Source organism: Microbacterium sp. ZOR0019, assembly GCF_000800925.1.
Lineage (GTDB): Bacteria > Actinomycetota > Actinomycetes > Actinomycetales > Microbacteriaceae > Microbacterium > Microbacterium aurugineum.
On sequence record NZ_JRKC01000052.1, the window covers coordinates 1 to 21705 of the forward strand.

The 21705-nt window shown below is 65.3% G+C and carries 28 protein-coding genes and 1 pseudogene; 14 read left to right on the forward strand and 15 right to left on the reverse strand.

What is annotated here, in order from left to right:
- Window positions 1-83: 83 nt before the first annotated feature.
- From L978_RS10995 to L978_RS11045, 12 genes are all read left to right on the forward strand, one after another.
- Window positions 84-401 (forward strand): hypothetical protein, encoded by a 318-nt coding sequence (locus tag L978_RS10995; protein ID WP_047523114.1) that lies wholly within the window; start codon window positions 84-86, stop codon window positions 399-401.
- A complete protein-coding gene (locus L978_RS11000) occupies window positions 398-787 on the forward strand; it encodes a hypothetical protein (protein ID WP_047523115.1) in 390 nt (129 codons plus the stop codon). Before L978_RS10995 ends, L978_RS11000 begins: the two co-directional genes overlap by 4 nt.
- Window positions 788-961: 174 nt before the next feature.
- A complete protein-coding gene (locus L978_RS11005) occupies window positions 962-1969 on the forward strand; it encodes a DUF4192 family protein (protein WP_047523116.1) in 1008 nt (335 codons plus the stop codon).
- Between the two features lie 64 nt (window positions 1970-2033).
- Window positions 2034-2459 carry a hypothetical protein gene (locus L978_RS11010; protein WP_047523117.1) on the forward strand — a complete coding sequence of 142 codons (426 nt, stop codon included), beginning with the start codon at window positions 2034-2036 and terminating at the stop codon, window positions 2457-2459.
- A 103-nt stretch (window positions 2460-2562) separates the two neighbouring features.
- Window positions 2563-3084 (forward strand): hypothetical protein, encoded by a 522-nt coding sequence (locus L978_RS11015; RefSeq protein ID WP_047523118.1) that lies wholly within the window; start codon window positions 2563-2565, stop codon window positions 3082-3084.
- A 139-nt stretch (window positions 3085-3223) separates the two neighbouring features.
- Window positions 3224-3595 (forward strand): hypothetical protein, encoded by a 372-nt coding sequence (locus tag L978_RS11020; RefSeq protein WP_047523119.1) that lies wholly within the window; start codon window positions 3224-3226, stop codon window positions 3593-3595.
- On the forward strand, window positions 3592-3771 hold the full coding sequence (locus L978_RS18770; protein ID WP_156118284.1) for a hypothetical protein: 180 nt from the start codon (window positions 3592-3594) through the stop codon (window positions 3769-3771). Before L978_RS11020 ends, L978_RS18770 begins: the two co-directional genes overlap by 4 nt.
- A complete protein-coding gene (locus L978_RS11025; protein WP_047523120.1) occupies window positions 3768-4358 on the forward strand; it encodes a hypothetical protein in 591 nt (196 codons plus the stop codon). The genes L978_RS18770 and L978_RS11025 overlap by 4 nt, the downstream gene beginning before the upstream one ends.
- Before the next feature lie 212 nt (window positions 4359-4570).
- Complete coding sequence (locus L978_RS11030) at window positions 4571-5050, forward strand: hypothetical protein (RefSeq protein WP_047523121.1); 480 nt, start codon at window positions 4571-4573, stop codon at window positions 5048-5050.
- Window positions 5037-5768, forward strand: a complete 732-nt coding sequence (locus L978_RS11035) for a DNA polymerase (protein ID WP_047523122.1) — start codon at window positions 5037-5039, stop codon at window positions 5766-5768. Before L978_RS11030 ends, L978_RS11035 begins: the two co-directional genes overlap by 14 nt.
- 41 nt (window positions 5769-5809) lie before the next feature.
- Window positions 5810-6481 (forward strand): hypothetical protein, encoded by a 672-nt coding sequence (locus tag L978_RS11040; RefSeq protein ID WP_197055654.1) that lies wholly within the window; start codon window positions 5810-5812, stop codon window positions 6479-6481.
- Window positions 6482-6516: 35 nt separating this feature from the next.
- Window positions 6517-6882, forward strand: a complete 366-nt coding sequence (locus tag L978_RS11045) for an A1S_2505 family phage non-structural protein (protein WP_047523140.1) — start codon at window positions 6517-6519, stop codon at window positions 6880-6882.
- Between the two features lie 25 nt (window positions 6883-6907).
- Here L978_RS11045 and L978_RS11050 read toward each other — a convergent pair whose 3' ends face one another.
- The 6 genes from L978_RS11050 to L978_RS11075 form a co-directional block, all read right to left on the reverse strand.
- The gene (locus L978_RS11050; RefSeq protein WP_156118285.1) at window positions 6908-7504 is read right to left on the reverse strand and encodes a hypothetical protein; all 597 of its coding nucleotides are present in this window, start codon (window positions 7502-7504) and stop codon (window positions 6908-6910) included.
- Window positions 7505-7569: 65 nt separating this feature from the next.
- On the reverse strand, window positions 7570-8199 hold the full coding sequence (locus L978_RS11055; protein WP_047523125.1) for a hypothetical protein: 630 nt from the start codon (window positions 8197-8199) through the stop codon (window positions 7570-7572).
- A gap of 40 nt (window positions 8200-8239) precedes the next feature.
- Entirely contained in the window at window positions 8240-9031 is a 792-nt protein-coding gene (locus L978_RS11060) for a hypothetical protein (RefSeq protein WP_156118286.1), read from the reverse strand.
- Window positions 9024-9455: an HD domain-containing protein gene (locus L978_RS11065; RefSeq protein WP_047523127.1), complete on the reverse strand. Its 432-nt coding sequence runs from the start codon at window positions 9453-9455 to the stop codon at window positions 9024-9026. The genes L978_RS11060 and L978_RS11065 overlap by 8 nt, the downstream gene beginning before the upstream one ends.
- Before the next feature lie 46 nt (window positions 9456-9501).
- Window positions 9502-10779: a Y-family DNA polymerase gene (locus L978_RS11070; RefSeq protein WP_047523128.1), complete on the reverse strand. Its 1278-nt coding sequence runs from the start codon at window positions 10777-10779 to the stop codon at window positions 9502-9504.
- On the reverse strand, window positions 10776-11219 hold the full coding sequence (locus L978_RS11075; protein ID WP_047523129.1) for a LexA family protein: 444 nt from the start codon (window positions 11217-11219) through the stop codon (window positions 10776-10778). The genes L978_RS11070 and L978_RS11075 overlap by 4 nt, the downstream gene beginning before the upstream one ends.
- A 303-nt stretch (window positions 11220-11522) precedes the next feature.
- Here L978_RS11075 and L978_RS11080 point away from each other — a divergent pair, with 303 nt between their 5' ends.
- Entirely contained in the window at window positions 11523-12239 is a 717-nt protein-coding gene (locus L978_RS11080) for an SOS response-associated peptidase (protein ID WP_081997019.1), read from the forward strand.
- Between the two features lie 347 nt (window positions 12240-12586).
- The gene (locus L978_RS18585) at window positions 12587-13420 is read left to right on the forward strand and encodes a restriction endonuclease (protein WP_081997020.1); all 834 of its coding nucleotides are present in this window, start codon (window positions 12587-12589) and stop codon (window positions 13418-13420) included.
- An 83-nt stretch (window positions 13421-13503) separates the two neighbouring features.
- Here the strand turns inward: L978_RS18585 and L978_RS18945 are convergent, their stop codons facing one another.
- The 9 genes and pseudogenes from L978_RS18945 to L978_RS11135 form a co-directional block, all read right to left on the reverse strand.
- Complete coding sequence (locus tag L978_RS18945; RefSeq protein ID WP_047523132.1) at window positions 13504-13830, reverse strand: hypothetical protein; 327 nt, start codon at window positions 13828-13830, stop codon at window positions 13504-13506.
- The gene (locus L978_RS11095; protein WP_231555045.1) at window positions 13827-14615 is read right to left on the reverse strand and encodes a ParA family protein; all 789 of its coding nucleotides are present in this window, start codon (window positions 14613-14615) and stop codon (window positions 13827-13829) included. Before L978_RS11095 ends, L978_RS18945 begins: the two co-directional genes overlap by 4 nt.
- 256 nt (window positions 14616-14871) lie before the next feature.
- A complete protein-coding gene (locus L978_RS18780) occupies window positions 14872-15732 on the reverse strand; it encodes a hypothetical protein (RefSeq protein WP_156118287.1) in 861 nt (286 codons plus the stop codon).
- Between the two features lie 955 nt (window positions 15733-16687).
- The gene (locus L978_RS11110) at window positions 16688-16948 is read right to left on the reverse strand and encodes a hypothetical protein (RefSeq protein ID WP_231555046.1); all 261 of its coding nucleotides are present in this window, start codon (window positions 16946-16948) and stop codon (window positions 16688-16690) included.
- Window positions 16949-17022: 74 nt separating this feature from the next.
- Entirely contained in the window at window positions 17023-19182 is a 2160-nt protein-coding gene (locus tag L978_RS11115; protein ID WP_047523136.1) for a hypothetical protein, read from the reverse strand.
- Window positions 19179-19451 (reverse strand): hypothetical protein, encoded by a 273-nt coding sequence (locus L978_RS11120; protein WP_047523137.1) that lies wholly within the window; start codon window positions 19449-19451, stop codon window positions 19179-19181. The genes L978_RS11115 and L978_RS11120 overlap by 4 nt, the downstream gene beginning before the upstream one ends.
- A gap of 67 nt (window positions 19452-19518) precedes the next feature.
- A complete protein-coding gene (locus L978_RS11125) occupies window positions 19519-20037 on the reverse strand; it encodes a hypothetical protein (RefSeq protein ID WP_047523138.1) in 519 nt (172 codons plus the stop codon).
- Window positions 20034-21152: a M15 family metallopeptidase gene (locus L978_RS18395; RefSeq protein ID WP_052193622.1), complete on the reverse strand. Its 1119-nt coding sequence runs from the start codon at window positions 21150-21152 to the stop codon at window positions 20034-20036. Before L978_RS18395 ends, L978_RS11125 begins: the two co-directional genes overlap by 4 nt.
- A pseudogene (locus L978_RS11135) lies at window positions 21149-21705 on the reverse strand (hypothetical protein); the annotation flags it as partial. The pseudogene L978_RS11135 and the gene L978_RS18395, both read right to left, overlap by 4 nt.

The window sequence follows — 21705 nt, forward strand, 5'->3', positions numbered from 1 at the left end:
CACCCCCACCAATGTCCCACCCCCCACCTAGTTTGTAAACGTCAGGTTCACACAACACACACAGGACAGGAAGGACACAGGTCATGGTCATGAAGATCACCGAGGAAATCGGTATCGAGACGATGCTCTATCGCTCCAGGCGAGACGGATCGCTGGTTCTCGAAATCGACACCGCGTTCGATGACGACGGCGAGGCGCTGCGGATCAACCTCAACGACGGTCTGATCTACGACGGAATGCCGGCTCACAACGACAGCGCCATCGAGACCGTGCGCAAGATCGCCACGCTCATCCTGCCGGGCCTCAACTCATCCCGACTCGACTCGGAGCAGCGAGCGCTGCTCGACAGCCTCGACGACATGGTGAACGACCACGAGCCGGAGGAGGGGTGGCAGCGATGAGCGTCGCGCTGAGGTTCACCAACGGCGGCGAGCCGACCCCTGATGAGCGCCGTGACATCGCGGCCGCTTACGGCCGGTGGACAGACGCCACCGGAGGAGACAGCAACGATGAGGAGCTGGACGCTGCGCGAGACCTGATCGAACGGCTGATGAGCTTCGCCAGCATCGAAGCCGACGAGGACGACGCCCGCGAGTGCGCCCGGTGCGGCGAGGAAGTCGGCTACCTCAGCACCCGCGACTGGTGCGACGGATGCGAGGCGTTGCCCCTCTGCGACGAGTGCGAGGAGGAGGCCACGAGCTTCTGGCCGAACCTCCTCCAGCCTGTGCAGCTGTGCGCCGGATGCGAGCACAACGCCCGCCGCAGCGGCTGGGAGCCAGGGCAATAGCCCGCCTGTCCCACCGGTAGCGACGTAGCCCCCAGGAAGCCCCCGCACACAGCGGGGGCTTCCTCGGTTCGGCGACCGGTTCCGACCTCACATTGGCTACTCGAAACCCAATGTCGGTGGCCCCTCGTAGTCTGTAAATGTCAGGTTCATAACAACAGCACGAAAGGACACATCATGACTGAGAAGAAGGTTCTGAAGGCCGAGGGAGTCGGCGAGCTGATCGGAGCGGTCACCACGCTGCTGGGATACATGCCCACGCAGTCGCTGGTCATCGCCCCGTTCGTCGGCGCTCGCTCCGAGGGTGCCATGCGGATTGACCTCCCCACCGACGCCGAGGTGTACCCGGCGGTCGTGGCCGAGGTCATGGGCCTCACCTGCCGAGTGGAGGGCGTGACCGGCTTCGCGGCCGTCATCTACACCGATGGCACCGAGTCCGAGCATGAGGGACTGGCCGCGACCCTGCTGAGTGCGGCATCGTTCGTCGGCTTGCACGTCGCGACGACGGCATTCCTCACCCCGACCTCGTGGGGCGAGTACTTCGAAGGCGAAGCGCGTCCGCTGGACACGCTTCCGGCGCTCCCCGGCCCGGATCTGATCCGCGATGGCGACCAGACCTCCAGCGCTTCCCTGCCGGTGATCGACGACGCGCTGCGGGTGCGGATCCTCAACGCTCCCCTGCCGCACCCGGAGAGCGTGGATGCATGCGCTCTGTTCGAGGAGGCGCTGTCGTGGGACGTGGACGCGCTGGACGCCGAGAAGATGGCGGTGCTGATGGCCCTGCTCTCTCTCCCGCTGTACCGGGATGTCGCCCTCTCCCAGTGGGCGACGTCGATCGAGCAGGGTCGCGAGACTCTCGCTGAGCAGAAGGCGTTCACGGACGGTACGCCGGTGTCGGATCGCATCGGCGGCGTGATCATCGGCAAGGGGCCTCGTCCCGAGATTGCCCGTCTGCAGGCCGCTCTGGCTCTGTGCCGGGTCGGTGCAGCCCATGCCCCCGTGGAGGACTGCAGCGCGGCCCTGCTGGCCGCGTGCGGATGGCTGTCGTGGGCGATGGGAGCCTCGACCCCCGCCGCCTTCTACATCGGCCTCGCACAGGCGGCTGATCCGACGTTGCGCATGGCTCGCCTGCTGGCGGAGATGGTCAATCGCGGGTTGCTCCCCGACTGGGCATTCACCCGCTGACAACCCCAGGTGCCCCGGGAACCCCCGGGGCACCTCACCTCACTTCACCCCACAGGAGAAACCAATGGGACAAGTCACCACCATCACCATCACCAACGCCCCCGAGCTCAGCGCAGAGCAGCTCGGAGAGATCGCCTCGAACCACGTCAATGACAGTTGCGCCTGGACGGAGGATGACGGCACACACCGCGTGGAGGGGCACTCGAAATGGACGCCCGACACCTTCATCTCTGACGTCCTGAGCCTCACGAGCGACCTACCCGCTGCGGGCGCGACCGTGAACGAGGAATGGGACACCCGCGACGCGGACGAACCGGGACAGAGGATCACCCGCTACCTCGGGGGAACGTTCCTCTCCCAAGCCACGCAGGTCACCGGCCTGGTGCCCGACGACCTGCCCACCGCGATCGCCGACGTGCGCGCCGCGCTCGCCATGGCGACCGAGAAGACGGCCTGGCTCCTCGACGGCCTCGACGGCACGCGGGCCTAGCCGATGCCGCCGGGGTGAATCTCCCTCCCCGGCGGCATCCCCAATGTCGGCGGCCCCCCGTAGTCTGTAAATGTCAGGTTCACAACACCACCTAGGAGGAGACATGACAGACATCACCACCACCGCCCCGGCCGCTCTCGGAGAAGGCACCATGGTGCTGCCGCCGGCACCGGCGGTCACCGATCGCCGAGCCGGTTTCAGCGGCGAGCTCGATCGCGCACGCGAGGAGCTTGCCGCCGCGCAGCGCGTGATCGCCGAGAAGGATGAGGCGATCGTCGCGCGCAACCGCACCATTGAGCAGCTGCGCACCGAGCAGATCACCGATGGCGGGGACTACCGCCTCACCGAGTTCTGGGAGCGCGCAGGCCGGATCGCTGACCACGCCGACTTCTGCCAGGAGTACGACCGCATGGCCGAGGCCATGAACGGCCCCCGCCGCGAGCGCGACTACGACGTGACGCTGCGGATCACGGTCGAGTGGACGACCACCCGCCGCGCCGTCGACGGTGACGCAGCGGGCGATTTCGCCCTCAACGACTTCGACGTGACCGAGATCGCCGAGGAGGCGAGCTCGGGAATGCTGACCGTCATCGAATCCGAGGTATACGAAACCGAGGAGAGCTGAGAGCAACCGGGGAGGAGGCGACAAACCTCCTCCCCGGGGTTCCCAACGTCGGAGACTTCCGCTAGACTGTAAATGTCAGGTTCACAACAAAAGATTTCAGAGCGGCGCTCGCCGCATCGGACTCACCGAAGGGAACACCATGACCACCACCAGCACCACCCCCCGAGACTTCACCGCACACATCGCGATCACCGCACAGGACGCCACCCCCGCGATGCGATCCGGCCAGTACGAGAGCATCGGCGACTTCTACGCCGTCACCTACCTCCACGCCGACATCGACTCCCCGATCGAGAAGTTCGAGCCCACCCCCAGCAACGAATGGCTCAGCCCCGGCTACGCCGGCGCCATGGCCTACCGCACCGACCCCTCAGCCCCCGCCACCGACCACCCCTACACCCTCGCCACCTACATCGAAGGCGACGTCACCTACTACCGATTCACCCGACACGAAGACGCCGCCCGCGCCGGACGACTCTGGGCCATCGGCACCCCGGCAGGCACAGCATGAGCACCCCCGGCGAGCGCCCACCCGGCCCCCGCCCCGACTGGGGCACCGTGAGCCGGTGGATCGACGCCGGCAAACCGCCCCTCAACCCCGACGGCACCTGGGATCCGCCCGCGCTCGCCGCAGCACCCACCAGCACCCAGCACCCCACAGACAGCGCCCCTCGAAAGGCCTCATGATGGACCTCATCGTCAACACCTGGAACACCAGCGACCCCGCACCACTCAGCGTGGCTCTGATCATCGCGAGCATCATCACCGCCGCAGTCGGATACATCGCCGTCGCGCTCGTCTACGACAAGACCCGCCGACCCAGGAAGATCGCTGGCCTCACCATCGGGATCGTCACCACCCTCGCCCTCGCGACCATGATCACCGTCACCTACTCACTCCCCCGCGTCGAAAACCCCAACGCCGCCTCCTACATCGAAGCCTCCGGCACCGTCGACACCATCACCCCCGACCTCAACCGCGGCGGCACCGGCATCCGCCTCACCGACCACCCCGAGATCCTCCTCGCCATCAACGAAAACGAAGCCGACCGCTTCGCCGGCCTCGAAGACCACCCCACCACCCTCTACTGCAAGCCCCCCAGCGAACTCAACCGAGACGACCCCGCGCTCGCCGCAGGCACCATCCTCGACTGCGCATCCACCCCGACGTCGTTCCGCAACTCCAAACTCGACGACCTCTTCCCACCCGACATCCCCGGCAGCGCACAGACAACCACCACAGCCATCCACATCGTCGACGAACCGAACCCGTAACCCACCCCATGAACCCCGAACACGAACCCCGCCGCGCTCGCCGCAGCACCGCGGATATCATGAACCAAGGCACCCGGCTGTCGAGCACCCCCGCCACGCGCGGGACGGTGGTCCGAGCCTGTTGTGAACCTGACATTTCCCAGCAGCTCCAGCCGGGTGCCGCCTTCCTCGTCGATCACCCGCACCGCAGCCCCGATCACGAAAGGCACCCGATGACGATCCACCGCGACAGCATCGACCTCCTCGTCACCGCCGCCGTCGCCGCACTCAGCAACGACGACGAACTCACCACCCACCACGAACGCCTCGTCACCGACGCCGACACCCTCGGCCAGATCCTCACCGACGCAGCGCTCGCCGCATCCGGTGAGCCGTACAAGTGGCAGCCGGTCGCTGAGCTGCTCACGCCGACGCTCGTCGATGAGCTCGTGCTGCAGCTGGAGCGCACGCGCCTCGCCTACATCGACGCCTGCAGTGAGGGTGGCGACTGGGGAAGCTCTCCGGCTCGACGGTACATCGATCGTCTCGGCTCCAGCATCCGCATGCGACTCGATCGCGGCACGACCGACCCTGATCGGATGATCCTCACCTCGAGCGAGCTCGAGGAGACGGACGCGGACTGGCGTCGCCCCACGCTTCACGCTCACCACAACCTCACCGACCCCCAGGAGGATGACCATGGCAAGCCGTGACCTCGTCGGATACGACTACATCGCCGCCGGCCTCGGTCTGGCCACCACCAAGGCAGCCCGCGAATACCGGCACCGCCACAAGGATTACCCGAAGCCGGTGAACCCTGGCCAGCGCTCCCCTCTGTTCCGTCGCGTCGACGCCGATCGCTACATCGACGCGCACCGGAAGCCAGGCGCAGCGGAGAACCCCGTGCCGGCGCCCATCAAGATCGACCTCTCCAAGCTCGTCGATTTCTCCTACTTCGCCGACGCCCTGCAGATCTCACTCAAGACCGCCTACAAGTACGGCACCCCGACGAGCGGCCAGTACATCGCCGGATTCCCGGAACCAGTCACTCCGGTCGGCGTTCGCACGCTCCTGTTCAACAAGGTCGAAGCCGACGTCTTCATCGCCGGCCGCCGAGCGGCTGCAGAGAACCAGAAGGGTCGCGTGCGCGCCGCGGCGATCGGCGACACCGCGCGCACGGCCGCACAGGAGGCGTCCCGGCTACTCGGCCGCGAGGTGAATCTCGAAGATCGCAAGCAGCTGCAGGAGGTGCTGTTCGGCGAACTCGGACTCCCGTCGACGCCGACGACGTCGCGCGGCCCATCGGTCGCGACCGCGGAGCTCGTGAAACTGCAGGAGACGAACCCACACCCCGTGCTGCACCAGGTGCTTGTCTACCGCGGCGCGATCCCAGCCGAGGAGCCGAAGCTCACCACGAAGGAGACGTCATGAGCGGTATTCGTTTTCACACCAGCGCAGGGACGGTCTCTACCGTGCCCGGCTCCCAGCGCTCTCTTGCTGCCAGCACCACGATCGAGATCACTGTGCAGGCACTCGGAGCAACCAGTCCCCGGCGGATCTTCGATCTGATCCAGGAGGGCACCCTCCCACCCGAAGCACTCGCCTCACTTGCGATCGGGGATTCCCATGTCGATGCCGTCCGCGCATGGCTCCGTGACTTCCTGGGCATGCAGGAAGTCACCATCGACGGCGAGACGACACCCGTCACCCACGCCGTGCTGAACACCGCAGCAGTTCAGGGGTCAGACCCCGAAGCCTTCCTCGCTCGCCTTCACGGATCCGTCGAGTCTCGCATCTGGGTCGACAGCACCGACCTGCCCTGGTTCGCTGCACTGCTGAGGAACGTCGCTGCCCTGACGGAGGAAGACGCGTGGGCAAATGCCGCCGCGGCGATCGTCACCGCAACCAGCCCCGTCGTTATCTCCACTTCCCAAGGGGAGGACTTTCCCGGCTACCTCTATGACGAGGATGAGGAAGAGGAGCTCGGCGAACGCCCCTGGGCCGACGCGCTCGCTCAGGTCCAGGACGGGGGCTGGTGGACGCAGATCACTCCGAACAATCTCCATCAGCCTGCCTACACCCCCCTGCTGGCGTTCCCGCTTCGCTCAGCTGGGGTTGGCGCGATTTCGCCCGTGGAGCAGTGATGGGTCTCTTCTCCAAGCGCCCAAGCGGCGACCCGATGATCACCGCTCTCCGCCCCGGCGAGATCTTCGTCTTCGGTTCGAACTCGGCTGGCAATCACGCCGGTGGAGCAGCACGTCAGGCAGCGCGTGAATTCGGCGCGGTGATGGGTCAGCCCGGAGGCCTGCAAGGTCAGTCCTATGCGATCGTGTCCATGGATGGCCTTGAGATCCTCGGCGATGAAGCTCGCCGATTCTTGGACTTCGCGCGAGCTCATCCCGATCTGAGCTTTCTGGTCACGGAGATCGGATGTGGCATCGCCGGCTACACACCGTCTCAGGTGGCCCCCTTCTTCACCGGTGCACCGAGCAACGTCAAGCTGCCTCGCTCGTTCACCGCTGTGCTCGCTGACCGCGTGGAATAAGGATGCGCAGCTCGCAGTAGACAGGTCAGGACGTGGAGATCTCCGCCACCGGCGCCTCGAGCTCGGAGACCTGGAGGAGGGTGAGTCCCGCGAAACGGAGCGCTGCGTCGCGGAGGGCGGGCGGGTTGATGCAGCACCACACGTCGTCCAGCTGCAGCCTCCCTGAGACGCGAGCGTTGACGTATCGGCCCGGGAACCCCTTGCCCGTGAGCGGAACGATCGTCTCGATAAACCGCTCGCACCATTCGCGCTCCTCGAGCGTGAGTGCGTCGTAGACGCCGCCCCGAAGCGCGCCGGCCATCTTCACGTCGAGAGCGTGCTTGTGGCGGCCAGACGTCGGCACGCCCTCCACTCCGCTGCGCTCAATCGCCACATCGAGCGCGTTCTCGCACAGCTGATGCACCGTGAACAGGATCGGCCGGTTCATGCCCCACCCGTACTCAGAGACATCCGTCGGATCCACGAGCACCCGCAGAGCATTCGCGTACTGATCGACCATGCCGACCCGGTCCTGCTCCGCATTCTCCCCGCCTAGCGCCGCGCAGTGCCCGTCGCCGCCGCCAGAATGGTCGCCATCGGCGTCGACCCGGTACGCGAGATTGTCCAGAGAAGGCAGATCCACGGTGTCACCTCGAAATCATGAGCAGAACACCATTCTCCCGGCCTCTACGAACACCACTGCGGGCTTCATCGTGCCGCGGTGGCAGAGACCTTCTTGCCGGCGCTCTGTCGAACGGTGATCTTCTTCTGCGCGCCCCTGGCACTGCCCCGGCCAGACGAGGGCAGGGCGACCATGACGAGAACCTCAGCGGCGGCCTTCTCGACCCACGCGTCGAGATCCCCGAGCGGTTCTAGCGCCTTGATCCTCTTCTTCCTGATGTCGGTGACCGCAACGCGCGCGATGTGAATCTTCGCCGCCGGGTACTTCTTCCACATGACCGGAACGCCAGGCTTCGCGTTGCGGAGTGCGTTCACCCGCGCTGCGCGGATATCGGCTTCGCTGCGCGTGCGCGTAACGCCCAGGATCGGCGCCGCCTCGAGAGCGTTCGTGTCGTCCTGGTAGCGGCTCACCTGTGCACTCTTCGTACGAGCGTCCAGTTTTCCCACGGTGCCGGCGGCAGCGATCTCGCGTGCCGCGGCCGCGGTGATCGGCTCGTACGTGAACTCTTGGTCGACGTAGAAGTCCTCCTCGAGCGCAGCGTTGCGGTGGAACTTGCCGGTGTTCTGCACATAGACGTAGAGGTCACCATCGGCCGTCTCGTACGCGACCCACAGGTCGACGCCGGCGTCGGCGGTCTTGACCAGGTAGAGGTTCATTTGTCCCTCATCTCCTTATCTTCGTCTATCTTCTTTCATCTTATCTCTTCTTATACCGATTCGGGTAGGGCTTCTCGACAACCACGACGTCACCGATGGGGAGATCGACGACGCCGGGCGGCCGCTCAACCTCCTGCCACGCCGCCACCATCTCCTCCCGAGCCTTGGCCCGCTCGCTTCGAGAGATGCTGCGGTCCCGCTCCACTTCGTACTGGACGTGGAATTCGTTCTTGATCGCGATCTCTTGCTCGGTGTGGAACTGGATCTCGATCGCCTGGTCGGATGCCGGGTGGCGCGAGATGACGTGGAGTCCCTTGTACGGGTTTTCGTCGACGTACATCTGCTCGGCTTCGATCTCCGTCCAGCCCTTCGAACGCAGCTCGTCCATCGTCTCAGTCGTGCAGCTGGCCAGCCGGTCGGGTTTGGGAGCAACAACGGTGTACCGAACGAAATCGGTGAGCGTGGCGCTGACGTCGTGCGCGCCGAGGTCGGGTCGCTGCTCCGTCTTCGTCGCGATCTTGCGCGCGAGAGATGCCGGCGACTTCACCCGGAACGCGAGGCCATCTGGCCTGCAGTCTTCGGGAATCGCTGCGACCACGGCCGCGGTGATCGCTGGCTCATGCGTCGAGACGCGCTGGAGCGCCTCGATCGTGGCGGCAGCGACGTCGGGATCGTAGGCGTCGTAGAGATTCTGAGCCGTGGGGACGGTCCCCCACTCGACCTCGGGGATCTCGGCAGACATCGCACCGGGGCGCAGCGCTGCGAGGTCGACCTTCTTGAGGGCACCATGGTCGCTGCAGCGGCGACCTCCCTCATCGCAGGACCTACACACGGGAGAGCTCCTCGCGCGCCGCGGCGTACTTCACGGCCAGGCGATCTCGGGTTACCGGGTCGAGCTGGGCGGTGCGTGCAGGATCGGTGTTGTCCGCGATGTCGGCGTCCTTCACGTTCCGGGCGCGTGGGTTGCTGCGCACGCGTGCGTAGTACTCGAGTCGGGATTCGCCAGGGCGCTTCGTGATGGCGTCCACGGCCTCCGTCACCTCGAGCGGGAACAGTGCCTGCAGATCCGCGAGGGACACCGAGGTGTCTTCCACGACGTCGTGCAGCCACGCGATCGCTTCGAGCAGCTCGTCACCCTCGACGCGTGCGGCGACGCGCTGGGGATGCTCGATGTACGGATGCCCGGTCTTGTCGACCTGGTCGATGTGCGCCTCTCGGGCGACGCGTTCCGCCAGGCCTGCCAGATGTCCCTTCATACCTCTATCTTACTTATGGGGTACGACACCCCTGAGAAATGGGCGCCTATCGGGCGTGCGCGACGATGAGCTCGTTCCAATGCGTCGTTGCCCGGCGAGAGAGCATGCCGCGGTGCATCTGCCACGACGGGCCGGGCCGCATCCCTCCCCACCCCAGCCCGAGAGCCTCGCGGCCGGTCTTCTTCTGCACCTGGTCGACAAGGGTGGAGATATCCGCGTCCTCGTGGGCGAGCCGGAACATCTCCAACGGCTGATGCACGGCAGCCGGTCGAAGGTCCGTGAGCGTGACGCCGGCTCGCGCCCAACGCACCCCCTCTTCGATCTGGGGCAGGAGCCGGTGCGCTGCGCGAGTGAGCTCGACGGGATCCGCAGTGGGGAACGGCAGCCGCACCAGCTGCGACGGATATCGAATCTGCTCCGTGTAGTGGCTAGTGCCGGCGAACGCGGTGAGGATCTTCGCGACCTGGTTGTGCTTGGTGAGCCGCGCGGAGGCCTGCTGGGCATAGATCGAGAGAGCTTGGCGCATTCCGTCGCGGGTGGTGATCTTCTCCGAGAATGATCGGCTGACGATGAGCTGGTCCTTCTTGCCGGTGCGGTCCTCCTCGGCGGGGATGCAAGGCACCCCACGCAGCTCGAGCCCCGTGCGCATGACCACGACGTTGAAGGCCTTCCGAATCATGACCGGATCCGCAGCTGCGAGATCCGCGATCGTGACGATGCCGAGACCGGCGAGACGTCGCTCGAGGCGCGACGCGATCCCCCATACCTCTGAGACTGGCAGCCTCGACATGAGAGCGTGTCGCCACTCCGGTCGGGTAGCCGGCCACACGCATACCCCGTCGAAGATCGCGAGCTTCTTCGCGGTGCGATTTGCCAGCTTGGATTCGGTCCTCGTTTTCCCGATGCCAACGCAGACGGGCACGCCGAGCAGTTTGCGCATGGTGTCTTTGATGTCTCGGCCGAGAGCAGTGAGCGCCTCGGGGTCGTTCGCGATGCGCGGGCTGATCTCAACGAATCCTTCGTCGACGGAGTACTCCTGATGCCCGGGGCCGAAGCGCTCCAGGATGGTGTGGAACCGGCGGCTCATGTCGGCGATGAGTTCATAGTTGGAGCTGAGAGCTCGAAGCCCCATCCGCTCCGCGTGCGGTTTCAGCTCGAACCAGGGGCGCCCAAGGTCGAGGCCGAGAGCTTTCGCTTCCCTACTGGCTGCGACGACCATGCCGTCATTGTTCGAAAGTGAAACTGCCGGCACCCCCTCTAATGTGGGGTCGAATACACGCTCGAAGCTGACGTAGGCGCTGTTGATGTCGACGTGGGCAATCATCGCGGGGGCGGGCGGTGGAACCGAAACGAGACGGTGACGACGCCCCAGATCTCGAGACTCGACAGCTCGTCGACGACGATGTCGGGGTGGTCGACGTTCTCGGCCTGCAGCGCCCAGGTTCCTCGTCGACGGACGAGCCGTTTGATCGTGTACTCGCCATCGAGGATCGCGACAACGACATCCTCCGGCTGCGGCGTCTTGGAACGATCGACGAGGAGGACATCGCCGTCGTAGATCCCCGCGTCGATCATCGAGCTGCCCGCGGCGCGCACGAGGAAGGTCGCGGCTTCATCGTCGATGAGGATCCGCGTGAGATCGATGGGACCATCGTCATAGTCCTGCGCGGGACTCGGGAACCCGCAGGCGATCGCATCGAGGGGCGTGCGCAGCTGCACCGCGGTGGAGCGCACCGTGTACAGATTTTCGATGCGGACTTTCATCTGATGCCCCGAACTTAGAACTACTGTTCCCAGATTCTACGCCACGGCCGCAGACGTTCCAACGCCACCCTGAACGCCACTCCCCCGAGATACTGCGGAAGATCGTGTGTATCGCCCCTCAGAGGGGTCACCTCTTCGCGTTGACACCGGCCGGGATGGCGCCGCCCGACGGAGCAGCCGGCACCGCATCCCCGCAGCCCGACGGAACGCTCTAGCGCCTGATGGAAGGGGCTGGCTCTTCCCCGCGGAATCACGGGGAAGATCGTGTGTATTTCGTCGATTTCGTGGGCTACTGTCGCTGGCATGTGTGGACGATTCGCCATGGATGATTTGGTCAACCGGGAGATCACAGAGTTCGTCACGCAGACGGGTAGACGTCCGGAGGAGTGGGCGCCCGATTGGGAGAGCTCATTCAACATCGCTCCCACGGAGAGCATCCCGGTGCTGATCGACTCGGCAAAGACGGGCGACCTGCGGTTCGAGCGAGCGCACTGGTCCCTCGTGCCGCCCTGGTCGAAGACCCTCAAGATGAAGTACCCCACGTTCAATGCTCGCGCGGAGGGGATCACGGAGAAGTCGACGTGGCGGAAGCCGGTGCAGGCTCACCGCGCGATCATCCTCGCCCGCGGCTTCTACGAGTGGACCGGCCCTCGAGGCAGTAAGACCCCCTGGTTCATGAGCAACCCTGACGGCAGCCTGATGGGCTTCGCCGGCCTCTACTCCTGGTGGCCAGATCCGAACAAGGATGCCGACGACCCTGACCGGTGGACTCTCACCGCGACGATCGTCACATCGGACTCGGTGCAGACCCTCGCCGACATCCACGATCGCAATCCGGTGATCCTGCCGGAGGACATGTGGTTGCACTGGATCGATCCGACGATCAGCGGCGACCAGGCCCTCGTCGACGAGGCGGTCCGCGCCGGCGTCGCTCAAGCCGAGACGCTGCGCATCGATCAGGTCGCCCCCTTCAAGGTTGGCGACAACGGTCCGCAGCTCGTGCGCCCCATCGACACCTGACCCCAGCTCCTCCCCTGGCTGAACCGCGAATCGGTGCCACAACCCCGCGCCCGAAAGTGTCGAAATGTGCTTGAAAATTTCATGAAAAACGCATGCACCCCTTGACATCCCTGGTAGGCTAAAACCGCAGTGCTTCCGAGCGCCCCAGCGCGAGTGGGGTACGGAGGTTTGGGCCTCCCCCGGATATCTTCGAGTACACCTTCCGACACTGCCTCTCCCGATCAGCTGTCCAAAGCTGCTGGCATTTTTCATGCACTTTGCAATCAGGAGATCTCTGGCTCTCTCTGTTGGATGGGCTGCGTCTCACCCGCGCTCTGCCCGTCTGGCGTTCCGCGTATGGTGACCGTGTGGCGGAACTCACGTACTGGAGCCCTGAACAAGTCGCGCAGTTCACTCGCGACGCGTCGGCCGTACTTGCCCGCGGCGTCGCTCTTGGAGTGATCCCGTCACAGAGCGCCGCGACCCTTCGCTGGCATCCCGAGTACGAACAGATCGGGATGAGGCTGGCACGGGTGCTCACGCACCTGATCGATCTTTATGACCCGATCTACGCTGAGCGGCTGCACCCCGACGATCGTGGCAGCTCCTCAGCTGTCGTTTCTCAACAGCTGGCATGGATCGACCCGAAGCTCTCGCCGTGTGCGATCGCGAAGGCTGAACTGCGGCAGATCACTCGACAGCCCGGAGGTGCGCAGCGGGACTTTGCTTCCACGTTCGATCACTTCCTGTCGGCAGTCGAGGCGGAATGCAGTCGTCGTGAGCTCCTTCGTCCCCCCAGGCCTCGTCCTCGAGTATCGGGGGTAACTCCACGAGCCGCCGAACATCTTGTGTGCGAGTGGATGCAGCATCTTGGTCTGAACGATGCTGCGGTGACACAGCAAAGCGATGACGGAGGGGTAGACGTCACATCCCGCCTGGTGGTGGCTCAGGTGAAGCACTATGCCGCCCCGGTCGGAGTCGATCCGCTCCGATCCCTCCACGGTGTCGCCATCGTGTCTCGCCGAAGAGCTGCGTTCTTCACCCTCACCGGCTACACCCGGCGTGCGGTCGAGTTTGCAGACTCGGCCCAGATGCCGCTGTTCGTCTACAGTCCCCCGAGCGGCTCTCTCGCCGGCGCCAACTCACTTGGCCGAACGTGCCTGACAGCTGGCTTCGGTGCACTGGCTGCTCCCGCTGGATGAGATCTGCCCAAGTAGCCCCTCGCACACGATGCCGGCCCCCATCGAGGAGGCCGGCATCGTGTGTATCGGAAGGTGTACTCGGGTCAGCTGGTGGGCTTTCCCCAGGTCTGGCGGATGGCCATCTCGATAGCTGCACGCTGCGACGGGGCACGGCCCTCGGCGACCGCAGCGTCGAGGATCTCCGTGACGTCGAGCGCGACCCTCGTGCTGAGCGGGATGGTCGGCTCGCGACGCGCCTTCGTGGGTGCCGGCGTTGTCGACGCCGTTGGTGCTACCGGCGCGGCCGCCGGCGCCGGAGTGGTGGCCGGCTTCACTGCGGGGACGACGTCGACCGGGTCGACGCCATTGTCAGCTGCGGGACGCGGCACCCGCTTGAGGGCTGCGGGACGGTCGGACTTCTCGGTGCTCATCGGACTACCTTTCTCATAATCTCCGTATAGGCCTTGACGACGGGATCTCCCTTGCGGAAGCTGCCGTACCAGTCGCCCGTGAGTCGAGCTTCCTGGACGATCGTGCGCGCGGGGATGATCGGCTCGAGGAGCATGCCCGTCTCGCGGAGGTCATCGATCGCTGCCTTCGCGACGCGGCTCATCACGACCTCGCTGACGTTTCCGACAACGATCCCGACCTCTTCGAGTCCGGGGTCCACTCCCAGGCGCTCCATGTTGCGCCGGTACTGGTTGATGGTCTTGCGGGCCCCTGCGACGCCGTCGACGCCGTCCTGGGTGGGTGACGCTGCGTAGATCACCTTGTCGGCCGCGTGGAGGGCACTGATGATCAGCGGCCCACCCTGCCGGTTCGGGCTGTCGATGACGACCAGGTCGGCCTGAATGCCGACGAGGGAGGCGCGCAGACGCGTCTCCAGCCCGTCCGTGTTGTCCTTCTCGCGGAGAGACAGGTTCCGGTCGGAGGTGATGACACGGAGGTTTGGGTGCCAGCCGGAGGGGACTGCGAGCTCCTCAGCCCAACCCTCGGGGTCCTCATCGCCGAGGATCGCGCCGACGTGGAGTCCCGGCTCCTTCGGCTCGACGTTGAACCACTTGCTGCCGGCTGCTCGAGGGTCGAGATCGATGAACACGACGCGCTTGTCTTCGTAGATGGCGGCGGTGGCCGCGATGGAGACTGCGGTCGTGGTCTTCCCGACTCCCCCGGTCTCGCTGTAGCTGGTCACTACCTCGGGTGTGGTTTCTGGCACGATCTCACCTTCTTTCATGCATGCAAGCAATCTTGCTTGCTGTCTGTCGTTGTGTCGAGCTTACATTAGGGAGGGCATGCATGCAAGCATGCTTTCTGTCTTTCTCTCAAGTTTGAATGCTGTCTTTCCTGAATGCATGCTGTCTTTCTGTCATGCATGCCTGCATTCCCTCTGTCGACCTTCTTTCATGACAGCATGCTTGCTTGCATGCTGTCTGTCACACGAGGAGATGGGTACCGGTCTTGCATGCAAGCTGTCATGCAAGACCGGCGACGAGCTCTGCGAGAGCGGGAGCGAACACGGCTGGGGGAGTGGGGCTCAGCTCTACCGTGTCGTCGACGTGTCGGATGTTGACGTGCAAGCTGCGGCCGTCCATCGACGTCCAGGTGAGCCGGTCGTGGTCACCTGTCGTGAGTGCCCAGTCCTCGGCGAGGAGGGCCTTGTGGAGTCGTGTGGCGGCGCCGACGACGATCTGGAGCGCCGTGGGGGCGTCGTAGAGCTTCACACCCTCGCCGAGAAGGGCTGTGACAAGCCCTCCTTGGTCGCTGACGCGCTGTGTTGGCCGTGGGCGGCGTGTGCGACGGGCCTGCGCGAAGAACGCCTCTGCGGCCTGCTGGGAGGCTTCCTGGAGCTCTTCCTGGCGCAGGGAGGCCTCCACGGCCTGTTTCTGCTGCTCTCGGCGCTGCTGGAGCCGTTCTGCGGCCTCTTGGCGCTGCTGCTCGAGGTGTGTGGGGCCGGGGCGGCGCTGCGCGAGCTTGCCGAGCTTCCAGGCGAAGACGGCCAGGCGATCGCGCTTCGGGTCGTCGCTCTCTCTTCGGACGGGGAGCACCTCGGAGAGGGCTTCGTTCAGGGTGCGGACGGTGTACCGGTTGGGGGTGATGCGGGTGCGCTGCAGGATACGGATCAACTGGCCGATGTGGCGGCCGCCGACAAGAGCTCCAGGGCTGAGAGGAGCGTCATGGCGGGGGTGTGAACCGTCCAGGAGCATGAAGTTGGCGGCGATGTCCCAGGCGAATCGCTGCAGTGCAGGGTCGTGAGGGGCTCTCTCGGGCCGTGGATGTGTTCTTCTCTTCGGCTTGGGTCGCGAAGCGGCCTTCTTGAGCGGCTTGACGCTCATTGGTGAGTACTTTTTGACAGGGGGGGTCTTGTTAACCGAACCCCTGCGGGGTAGGTGGAAAGTATCCACAGGTTCGAGTTCGGAGATCGGCTCAGTGCCACCCGGATCGCCTGTATGGGCCTTGGCGGTGAGCGCCGGCATGGTGAGGGCTCGGACGGATCCTGCAGCCTCCTGATAACCGCCGTGGGCCTTGCGTGCGATGGAACGCTCCTGGGGGGAGAGGTGGCGACCGCGCACGATTGTCACTGCCGCTCCGAGCGCCTCGAGGATCCCCCGTGCGGTACCGACGTGCCGGCCAGACATTCCGAGCCGCTTCCCGACCGTCTCCCTCGAGGTCGTGACGCCACGCCCTGAGGTGGAATCTGCCGTTGACGCATCCTCACGGGCCACCATCAGCACGGTGTCCGCCTTGATCTTCCCTCGGCACAACTCCACCGCGCGGGGCGTCGCCAGTTCCTCCACCACCCAGCTCATCCATGCCGATCGCGAGCGCCACGCGGGCACAGCGCCATAGGCGCCATCATCGACAGGCAGTGACCATGAAGCGCAGCCACCGGTGACGCGACGGCGAGATTGGCCGGTGGCCGTTTCGACGCCGACAGTAGGGTCCAGGGACTCGTCACGCCGCGGTTCGACAGGCGTTCGAGAATCATGAACGCCTAGTTTTGGTTGGCCAGGGAGCGAATTCTGCTTGCAATTTTCAATCAAACTGCTTGCAGAATTGGGCTCTAAATCCTGGCGGTAACTCCAGCGCTGGAGTACGATGAGATCACCTCCTGGTGCGATCCAGTGGGTACGACAAAGCTCCGGGTGCCCTCCCGGTGCGAGAAATAGCTCAAGAGGCCGACTGCCAGGTCGGCATCAAAAGCAACTTCATTCAGATCTGAGGCGGGAAACTTCAGAGATCTGAACCCAAAGCGAACGGGCCCTCTGCTTCGGCAGGGGGCCTCTTGCGTTAAGCGGTGTCGATAGGCAGCTCCCCGTCGCGGTCGAGCTCGGGGACCCAAGAGGGGATCCCCTGGTCGGTGAGCTCCAAGTTCGTGGCCATGCGCTCGACGAACTCGGAGGCAGACATACGTGAACGCTTCGCAAGCTCGTTGATGAGGTCGCGTGTAGACCGCTCGATTCTCCAGTTCACAAGAACAGGGTCGAGGAGCGCACCCATCTTGCGGCGAGGCTTCTTCTCTCGCATCTGGGGTTCGATCGCATCGCTCACGTCGCCATACAAGCACACATATGTTCCTGTGTCGACGATTAACCACCGGCGCGTCGATCAAGTCAATCACCCACTCACTCCTCACTGGACTCGAGCGGCGTGCGGGTGATGAGCGTGTTGCCGGTGGGGATGGTCTTGGAGCCGGGGTCTCCGGTGGCGAAGTCGCGGTAGGAGAAGGTGATGTCGTCCTCGTCTTCTTCGGCGAACTCGACCAGGCCCCAGGTGTCGGCGTCTTCGTCGATGAGGATCAGGATTCCCTCGGCGCGCAGGTCGCCGTCGACGAGCAGCTCTTCGGGGAACTGGTCGGTGGCGGGGGAGTAGCCGCTGAACATCTCGGCTTCGTCGGAGATCTCCGGCTCTTCTTCCTCGATCTGGATGCGCTCGAGGAGGGCGACCTTTGCGGCCAGCTTCTCGCGGCGTGCGTCACCTTCTGCGTCCCCGAGGATCTTGCGTTCGCGCTCGATGAGCTCGGGGTCGCCGGCGTTGATGAGCGCGGTGTCCATGTGGTGGCCGTAGTCGGCGTAGATGGGCTTGCCCTTGTCGTCGACGTCGATGATGTCGTCCTCGAGGTCGACGATCTTCACCAGGTCGTGGATGCGCTTCTTGGGGCGCATGTTCTCGACGATCGTCAGGTCACCGGGGAAAACCCAGCGTTCGGGGTGCTCAGCGTCTGTCTGGTAGGGGTCGGGTGTCCAGAAGCCTTGGACTTCGACGGCCTGGCCCTGCTTGTTGTACGCGATGCCGCGGCCCTTGGCCGTGGTGGGGATTGTCGTACCGGTGGTGTAGTTGTTCCACATCATTTTGGAGGCGTCAGCAGAGATGCGGCCCCAGGAAGCGCGGCAGGTGTAGTTGTCGCGGAAATCACCCGTCATGATCTCGGCGTCGGGGCGCTGGAGACCGTTCATGATGTGGATACGCATCTTGCGGCCGAGGGAGGCGATGTTGCTGATCTCGTCGAGGACGGGCGGCTGAGCGGCGGCGCCGCGGGGCTTGACCATGCGGTACCAGCGAAGCAGGGTGCTGCGGAAGGTCTTGTACTCGTCGATGACGAACAGGATCGGGACGAATTCTTCGAGGCGGATGGATCCGGCCTCGTAGGCGGCCATGCGGCGCTGCATTTCTTCGTGGACTTCGTGGGCGACGCGGGCTTGATGGTCGATGCGGCCGGCGATGAGTTTGACGTTGGGCCAGGTGCGGAGTCCGAGCATCTCGAAGCGCTTGCCGTCGATGCCCCAGATCTCCCAGCCGTGTGCGGCGAGGAACCCGATGATGCCGAGTTCGCAGACCGTTTTTCCCTTTCCGGTCTTGCCGGTGACGAGGAGGTGAGGGTCGTCTTTGGGACGCCAGGTGATGACGTTGCCGTCTTCATCGATCGCGAAGGGCACAGCCAGGTCGTCGTAGGTGGCGAGGGGATCGACGGTGTCGGGGGCCTTGAACGGGTTGGGGATGACGCTCGGCAGCTCGGGACGGGGTTCCATCCAGAAGGTGTCGTTGGGGAGATCCCAGTACGCCCGCCAGCGGCCCTCGAGCACGCCGGAGATCTGCGACTCGACCGACGCGCGGACGCCGCTACGGGAGAGCTTCGGAGCGACCTCGTACTTGACGGTGATCCGGGTGACCTTCGTCGCTGTGATCGTCTTGCCGTCGACCTGGCGGGTCACGGCGTCGGTGTCGACCGTGGTGTTGGCGTTCGCTCCGAAGGTCTTGGAGACGATGAGCTTGGAGCGTTCGATCTTCTCGTCGCGTTCACGCTCGACCGCGGAGGTGCCGGAGGCGACCATGATGACGGTGCTCTTCTTTTGCTTGACGACCTTGAACGCGGATCCGAACTGCCGCTTGGCGAGGCGGCGGATCTCAGCGAGCATCTCGGGGACTTCTTCGTCGGCGAGAGGGTTGTAGACGACCTTGAGCTGGGTGGGCTTCCCGACCCAGCTGCCGCGGTACTTGGAGGGCACGACCTGGCCGCGGTGGGGGTCTGGCCAGCCGAGGATCCCGTGCACCCGGTGCAGGAACAGGTCTGCGTCATCGTGGCGCTCACGGTTGCGGAGGTAGAGCACCACGGTGCCGGCGATCAGGAGGGCTCCGAGGATCCCGATGAGCACGGCGCCCACGATGTTGGAGGCGACGTAGTTCAGCATGCTGATCGCGATCGTCGAGAAGAACACGATCGCGATGGCAACAGTCGGCTTCGAGCGCGGGGGAAGCGTCGAACCGGGGATGACCATGCGGCTCATTTCTGGGCCTCTTCCTTGCGGGCAGCGCGGCTGCGGAGGAGGAGCACAATGAGCGACACGATCGCTCCGAGAACGCAGAGCACGATGAGCACTCGGGGGAGATCCAGGCCGACACCGTCGTGGAGCGGGATCAGCACGTTGTCGGTGACGAGGATGTGCCAGTTCACGAGCGCATCCCTCACCCCGGGGACGAACTTTGCCAGCAGCGGCGGGACGAAGATCATCCCGGCCAGGATGTAGATCAGGGTGTCGGTGTCGTTCTCTTTCACGGTGTCCTCCTCGAATTGGGCTCTCACTTAGAAGGGGTGGGTGCGGTCGACCGAAGTCGACAAATTGCTATTCGGTGGTCTCCGGGGGCATCAGGGTGAAGGCCTTCCACTCGCCCTTGCTGGTGGCGCCGACCTCGACCGCGCGCACGAGCTCCAACCGCCAGATCCCGGCGTCGGTGGGAACGTCGACGATGACGAGCGTGGAGCTGGGGGCGTCGACGATGGTCGCGGGGCCGGTCAGCTGGGTGACGGTGATCATGCGGGGATCGGTGTAGGCCCATGCCTCCTGCGCCTCCACTGTGAGCAGCGGGGACAGTTCGGTCCACCAGGCTTCGTAGTCGCGGTCGTGCGTCACGAACGCGGTCATGGCGGCCTCAGCGGCCTGTACGGCCGCCTGCTGGCTCTGGAAGTCCGCCTTGTCGTCTCCCGCAGGTTCTCCCAAGACGGGGAACCCCTCCGGCCGCTCCGGCGCCTGCACCGCGGTGGGTGAGGGGTCGGGCTCGTCGACGCCGTTGGGGGCGCTGCATCCGGCGAGGAGAAGGACGCCGGCGACGGCTGCTGTCGCGGTGATCAGGTGGATTCTCATGCGCTTGCCTTTCCGTAGTACTCCCAGTGCCATGCCTCGTCCGGTCCTTGACCGCCGGGCTCGGCCCACGGCGGGTGCACCCACCCGTAGCTGGGGCCGTTGCGCTTGAGCCAGTCGTAGATGCGGCTGTTGAACCCGATGGCCCAGTGCCCGCGATCGCCGACGTCGATCGCCATCGCCCAGCCGTGGTTGCTGGTGCCGGGCTCGGCCGCGTTGTCGCCGTACTTCCGCTTCGCCTCGACTTGTCCGGGGTAGTCGCGGTATCCGTCGTTGAGAGTGAGGTCGTATCCGAACTCGGCCTTGAAGGCCTTGTTGAGCTGGATGAGAGCCTGGGTGGCGTCGGCGCGGAGCTTGTACTCGGGCTGCCAGGGGATCGGGGTGAGCAGGTTCTCCGGGATGCGCCCGTTCTGATGCCCGCCCCATGCGCCCGGCGCCGTCCCGTTGGCAGGCGGGTACTCGCCCGTCGAACCGACAGCGCAGGTGCCGGCATCGGAGCCCGAGGTCAGCGGCAGGCCGGTGAGAGTGGAGACGATCTCGCTGGCCGCGTCGAAGAACTTCGCGTAGTGATACGGGTTCGCGTTGCCCTGCACGCGGTGCGCGGCGATCGTCGGCTGCAGCGACTCCCACCCGTTGACCTTGAGCAGAGACGCGAAGAACTTCGAGGCTGACGTCTGAGGGTTCATCCGCTCTGCGGTCGTGCCCCACCACTTCTGCTGCTGGAACAGGCCGATCGACGACGTCGCCGACCCGTCAGGGTTCGTCACTCCGCTGGTCTCCCAGTCGCCATAGCCGATGTTGACGAGGCTCGACTCGCCCATCGCGGTCATGACGCCGATCACCTGGCCGCGGCCGTCGATGCCGAGCTGCTGGGCGGCGATGACGATGTGGGCGGCGTTGACGAGCTGCTCGTGCTTGTATCCGGCGATCGGCCCTGCAGGAACACCGTCGACGTCGACCGCAGCGGTCTGGGCGGTGTTCTCCTCGTTCGGGAAGCAGCCGGCGGCGTTGGCGCCGAAGATCACCGTCATGCCCATGATGAGCCAGAGCACGAGCGCCACGGCGGGGATCACTGCGATGGCAGCAATCCCCGCGATCACACCTGCGGACTTCTTCATTTGACGCCTCCCGTGGATGCGGATGCGGCCGCCGCGGCGAGTCGAGCGCGGAGAGCGCTCGAGGACGACGACGCGGCCGCCGTGGTGGCTGCGGTGGTGGTGGCTGCCTTGGTGGTTGTCGCGGCGCCGGCGGCCGCCGGGGTGGAGACTTTCGGCTGGTACGTGCTGGTGCGCGAGGGTGCTTCTCGAGGAGCGATCCGGCTGGATCCTGCAGCGTCGACCACGATCTGCCGCCCGTACGCGGCGAAGGAGGACCGTGTCGACTTGTCGCCCTGGTCGCCGGCGTCTTTGTCGCCGCGAGCGGTGACCTGCTCGACACCGCGCTGCAGGACGTACTTGCCGCCCTCTTTGGTCAGGGTGAGCACTGCGGCGCTGGTGCCGCCGGTCGCCGCGGCAAGGGCGACAGACGCCCCGGTGGTGAGCAGCTTCGACGCTGCGGCTTTCACCCCGCCCGCCTTCTTCACATCGGTCTGCGTGAGTTCGACCATCGGTTTCGCGGGTGCGGCCCCAGTCGGGACGCTCGTGAGTGCCGGCTGCGAGGAAGGGGAAGGAG